Annotated in this window: 6 protein-coding genes; 4 read left to right on the top strand and 2 right to left on the bottom strand. The window is 70.1% G+C overall.

Going from position 1 to position 4,381, the window contains the following annotated elements; translation table 11 throughout:
• Positions 1–591 precede the first annotated feature (591 nt).
• Together AC5LUJ_RS15090 and AC5LUJ_RS15085 are read left to right on the top strand one after the other, a co-directional pair.
• On the top strand, positions 592–1,527 hold the full coding sequence (locus AC5LUJ_RS15090; protein WP_493465139.1) for a class I SAM-dependent methyltransferase: 936 nt from the start codon (positions 592–594) through the stop codon (positions 1,525–1,527).
• 515 nt (positions 1,528–2,042) lie between these two features.
• Positions 2,043–2,546: an HtaA domain-containing protein gene (locus tag AC5LUJ_RS15085; RefSeq protein WP_250282366.1), complete on the top strand. Its 504-nt coding sequence runs from the start codon at positions 2,043–2,045 to the stop codon at positions 2,544–2,546.
• Here the strand turns inward: AC5LUJ_RS15085 and AC5LUJ_RS15080 are convergent.
• Both AC5LUJ_RS15080 and AC5LUJ_RS15075 read right to left on the bottom strand, forming a co-directional pair.
• Entirely contained in the window at positions 2,515–3,075 is a 561-nt protein-coding gene (locus AC5LUJ_RS15080) for a hypothetical protein (protein ID WP_250282368.1), read from the bottom strand. The genes AC5LUJ_RS15085 and AC5LUJ_RS15080 overlap by 32 nt on opposite strands.
• 208 nt (positions 3,076–3,283) lie before the next feature.
• Complete coding sequence (locus AC5LUJ_RS15075) at positions 3,284–3,415, bottom strand: hypothetical protein (protein ID WP_445548405.1); 132 nt, start codon at positions 3,413–3,415, stop codon at positions 3,284–3,286.
• Between the two features lie 227 nt (positions 3,416–3,642).
• Between AC5LUJ_RS15075 and AC5LUJ_RS15070 the strand changes: the two genes are divergently transcribed.
• Together AC5LUJ_RS15070 and AC5LUJ_RS15065 are read left to right on the top strand one after the other, a co-directional pair.
• Entirely contained in the window at positions 3,643–3,786 is a 144-nt protein-coding gene (locus tag AC5LUJ_RS15070; protein WP_250282370.1) for a hypothetical protein, read from the top strand.
• Between the two features lie 136 nt (positions 3,787–3,922).
• Complete coding sequence (locus AC5LUJ_RS15065) at positions 3,923–4,318, top strand: limonene-1,2-epoxide hydrolase family protein (protein ID WP_250282372.1); 396 nt, start codon at positions 3,923–3,925, stop codon at positions 4,316–4,318.
• Positions 4,319–4,381: the final 63 nt, after the last annotated feature.

The following is a 4,381-nucleotide window of genomic DNA, read 5'->3' as shown; positions in this document are numbered from 1 at the left end:
GGTTCGGCTGGTTCGGCTGGTTCAGCCTGTTCGGCGAGCACGACGGGAGCGGAGCCGCCGCGGCGGTGGCCGGCGGGACGCAGGCGCACCGTTAAAAAGGGAATACGGGCATAACGTACGGATATTTCAATACAGGCTGTATCGGGATCGGTTCCTGGTGTGACACACCATCGGGGCCTGTACACGGGGGCCGCTCCCGGTAGCTGTCCGTCAGCCCGGATAGTGGCAGGCGGCCCGGCGGCCGGCAGCCACCGGGCGCATCGCCGATTCCTTGTCGGTGCACCGGCCGTGGGTATACGGGCGGCGGGTCCGGAGCCGGCACCCGCTCGGGGCCGCGGTGGTGACGAGGGCTCGTCGGGCCCGCCGCCCTGCTTGCTGGGAGGCGGGCCGGGAGCTTGCCGCCGAGTGTCGGGACCGCCTCGAGCGGGGCCCGGTCGCGGGGATGGCGGGACGCGCACAGAGCTCGTCCGTGGGCGCGGCCTGGTCTCCTCCCCAGGTGCCGCGAGCTCGTAGCTCTTCCCAGGCTATGTATATGGCCCAGCCGGCTATATGGCCCAGCCGGTCGCTGACCTGCCTGGCGACGGCGGGGTCATGGGCGCCGCGCTGCTTGTCGGCTACGTCGTGTACGCGCTGCGGGCCCGGGGCGCGGTCCGCACCTCCTCGGGCCGGCGGTTGCCCTCGGGCCGGCAGCCCGGCCGGCCGGTAGCATGGGTGCCCGTGCCGGAGCTGCACCTCACGGGTGCGAGGGCCACGCTGCTCGCGACGTTGTACGGCAGGGCGCTCGACGCCGAGTCGCCCCGTTCCGTCCTGCACGACACGATGGCGCTGGAAACCGTCCGACGGATCGATTTCGACTTCACCAGGACGGGGCTGCGGCGCGGCGAGCACACCGCCGTCGCGCTGCGGGCCCGGCACCTCGACGGGTGGACCCGCGAGTTCCTCGCCGCGCATCCGGCGAGCACCGTGTTGCATCTGGGCTGCGGCCTGGACACCCGGGTCCACCGCGTCGATCCTGGCCCCGGCGTGCGGTGGTTCGACGTGGACTATCCCGACGTGATCGACCTGCGCCGGCAGATGTATCCGCCGCGTGGGGGGTACGAGACGGTCGGCTCGTCCGTCACCGACCCGTCCTGGCTGGCACGGGTGCCTGGTGATCTGCCGGTGCTGGTGGTCGCCGAGGGCCTGACGATGTATCTCAGGCAGGACGAGGGCGAGGCGCTTGTCCGACGGATCGTGGGCCATTTCCCCGGCGGCCAGTTCGTCTTCGACGGGTTCAGCAGGCGTGGCATCCGGATGCAGCGGTTCAACAGAGCGATCCGGGCCGCGGGGGCAACCGTCTCGTGGGGCATGGACAGCTGCGCGGAGCTCGAGGCGATCGATCCTCGGCTGCGGTGCGTGACAGCCAGCGGCGCTTTCGATATCGATGGTTACGATAAGCTTTCAGATGGATACCGTCTGCTGGCCGGGGTGGCGAGGCTGGTCCCCGCGCTGAGGAGGATGGCGGTCTTCTACCGACTGGAGTTCTGACGGGCGCCGCCGCCCCGGCGGTGCCATCCGGCCCGGCGGCCGTACCGCGTGGCCACCCGGTCGCTACGCTCACTGTGAGCAGATGCTACGGACAGGTGCCACGATCCTGTCTGGGCCTCGGGCGGACAGCCGCGAGGTGCTGGCCGGGAGCATGGATGCGGAGGCGGTCGAGGCGATGGTGACCGCCGGTACTGCCCCGCGTCCGGAACATTGCTTTCCGTGATCGACGTCGGATGTTGCTGATCAGTTTCGTACCGTCTGGAGCCTCACTGCCGAAGGGAGCCCGGGGCATGGAATTAGGTGATCTCGCTGAGCGTCCGGCGACGCCGGCGCGTCGGACCGCTGTGCCTGAGGACGGGAGGGACAGCCTTCGAGCCGCCGTCCCGGTACGGCTACCGCGCCGGCGCCCGCCTCGGCGAGCGGTACCTCGGCCTGCTGGCCGGCGGCCGTGTGACGGACGTGACGGAGAGGTCGTCGTCGGGGCGGCATGGCGTCGGGCTCCACGGGGTGGCCCGGTGAGCGCGGCGGAGCCCCTGCTCGGCCTGCGGTGGGGGATCAAGGCGACCTTCCTCACCTACATCGCCCGGATGCCCGACGGCCAGGGCAGCGCCAGCGACGGCGCGCGGTCCGTCGAGAACGACGAGTTCGTCTTCGAGCCGGATCCGTCGGCCACGGCGCCCGAGGGCGTCGACGGTTTCTGGGCGTTCCGTGGCGACGTCCGTTTCCAGGGCCATTTCGGGCTGCTGTACGTGCGGATCGCCGACCCGCACGTGGTGCTGCGCGGCACGCAGGCCGAGCTGAACGTCGTCGACCCGTCCGAGCCCGGGACGAAGCCGAGGATTCCCCTGGTGCGGTTCGTCCCGCGGCCCGGCGCGGCACCGTCCGGCCTGCGGACCTGGGAGGCCGAGGACGTGCGGCTGCTGGCCGAGGGCGCCGGGCTGTTCAACAACGTGTACTCCATGGGCGAGCCGTTCGAGCCGCTGACCATCACCCTGCCGGCCTCACCCCAGGCGGGGTGAACTCGTGTAGCCAGTCCCGCCGGGGAGAACCCGGCAGCCAGCCCGGCGCGGGAGGGCGGTGTGGCGTGCGGGCGCGCAGCCGCCCGCCGCGTTCCTCGACCGCGCCGGTACGCCGCATCTCCGCGAGCAGGTCGGCCGCCAGCGTCTCGGCATCCGTGTCGAACACCTTGCTCGCATGGTCGACGAGCCACGGCTGCCGGGTCAGATAGATGTCGACGTCGTCCAGCGGGATGCCGTCACGGATCATCAGGGCGAACGCGAAGATGCGCTTGCAGGCGTGCCAGCCGGCGCGCTGCGGGTCCGCGCGCATGCGCTCGTACCGTGCGTGCGCCGCCGCGAAGGTGGCGGGCGGGTCGAGGATGGGGCCGCCGGCCGTGGCCAGCGTGTCCTCGATGCGCGAGGTGTCGCTGCCGAACCCGGAGTCGAAGATCACGCGGGATCCGTCACTGGTCGCGATCACGTTGGGGCTGGGGAAACCCACCGCCAGGAAGTGCAGCCAGCCAGGTATGCGCAGGGAATCTGACGGCACGGCGTTCCCCCTTCGGCAGCGACGTCGCCTTCGGCCCTCCCGTCCACTCCGGGCCCGTGACATCCAGGCTCGGGCACCCAGCGCAGACGTCCAGGCTCGGGCATATCTGCTTGGATGGCCGATAGTTGGACATCAAAACAATAATGGCTGATCATGCCACATGGAAGGTCCGCCGGCCGGCCGACAGGATCGGCGGCCAGGGGCCGTGTCAGGCGTGCAGCAGGGTGATGGTGCGGCCGGCGGGGCTGGTCGTGGTGGTGATGGTGGTGCGTTCGGTGAGGCGCCGGATCCGCTCGACCGGGAGGAGCCAGGGGTCGGCCAGCGCCGCGGATCCGGCCACCGCCTGGATCCGCTCGACCGGGAGGAACCTGGTCTGGAACAGCTTGTACGTGGTGCCCCGGCCGTGGGGCGTCGTCGCCCGGGATCGCCTATAGGCTCGGTGACCAGGCCGTGGCAGACAGAGGCCCCGTTTGGCCCGTGGCCCGGTGAGCCGGACTCGACGGGAGCGGGCGGGCTCGGCTGGTCCGTAGCCGGCACCGTTATATATGGCCGGCCGAGCTTGACCTCATGGCCGAGCTGGCCGGGTTCGAGCTGGAGTCCGGACACACCGACTGGCGCGGGGCCGAGTTCACCGCCGAATCCCGGTCCCACGTGTCCGTCTACCGCCTGCCGTCTCCTGGTGGGCCGCTGGATCCGGTCGCGGCGATCTGACCGCGGCGACGGCGCCTACCGCGTCCACCGCTCACCGTCATGAGCGCATGTCCCATGTGGGCATCCGGGTCTCGACCGTGAAATGCTCTCCCTCGGAGACCGGCCACCCTCTTCGAGAACCAGGAGTCAGTCAAGAATGAGCCACATCACCGCCGTCGAGAACTTCTTCAAGCGCTGGAGCGTCAGCTACGAGGAGCTTCTCGCCTCGTTCACCGACACCTTCACCGCCGACACGCCCTGGCTCGCCGCCCCCACCGTCCCCGAGACTCACGGCCCGGCGGAGGCCATCGCCTTACTCGAGCAGTTCCGGGCCGGGTACAACCTGGCGACCATACAGGTTCACATAAAGCGGATCGGGCAGACCGGCGACGTCGTCTGGACCGAGCGGGTCGACGACGTCAAGGACGCCGACGGCAACCTCGTCGTCTCGATCCCCGTCGCCGGTGTCCTGACACTCGACGACGACGGAAAGATCACCAGCTACCGCGACTACTGCGATCTACAGGAACTACAGGCGAAGGCCGCCGCCTGATATCGTCCGCATAACACTTGCATACCATCTGATACTGTCTGAATACCACGGTGACGGCGGCCC

The sequence above is a fragment of the Protofrankia sp. CiP1_Cm_nod3 genome, assembly GCF_982290655.1.
This window is presented reverse-complemented; position numbering and strand designations above follow the sequence as displayed.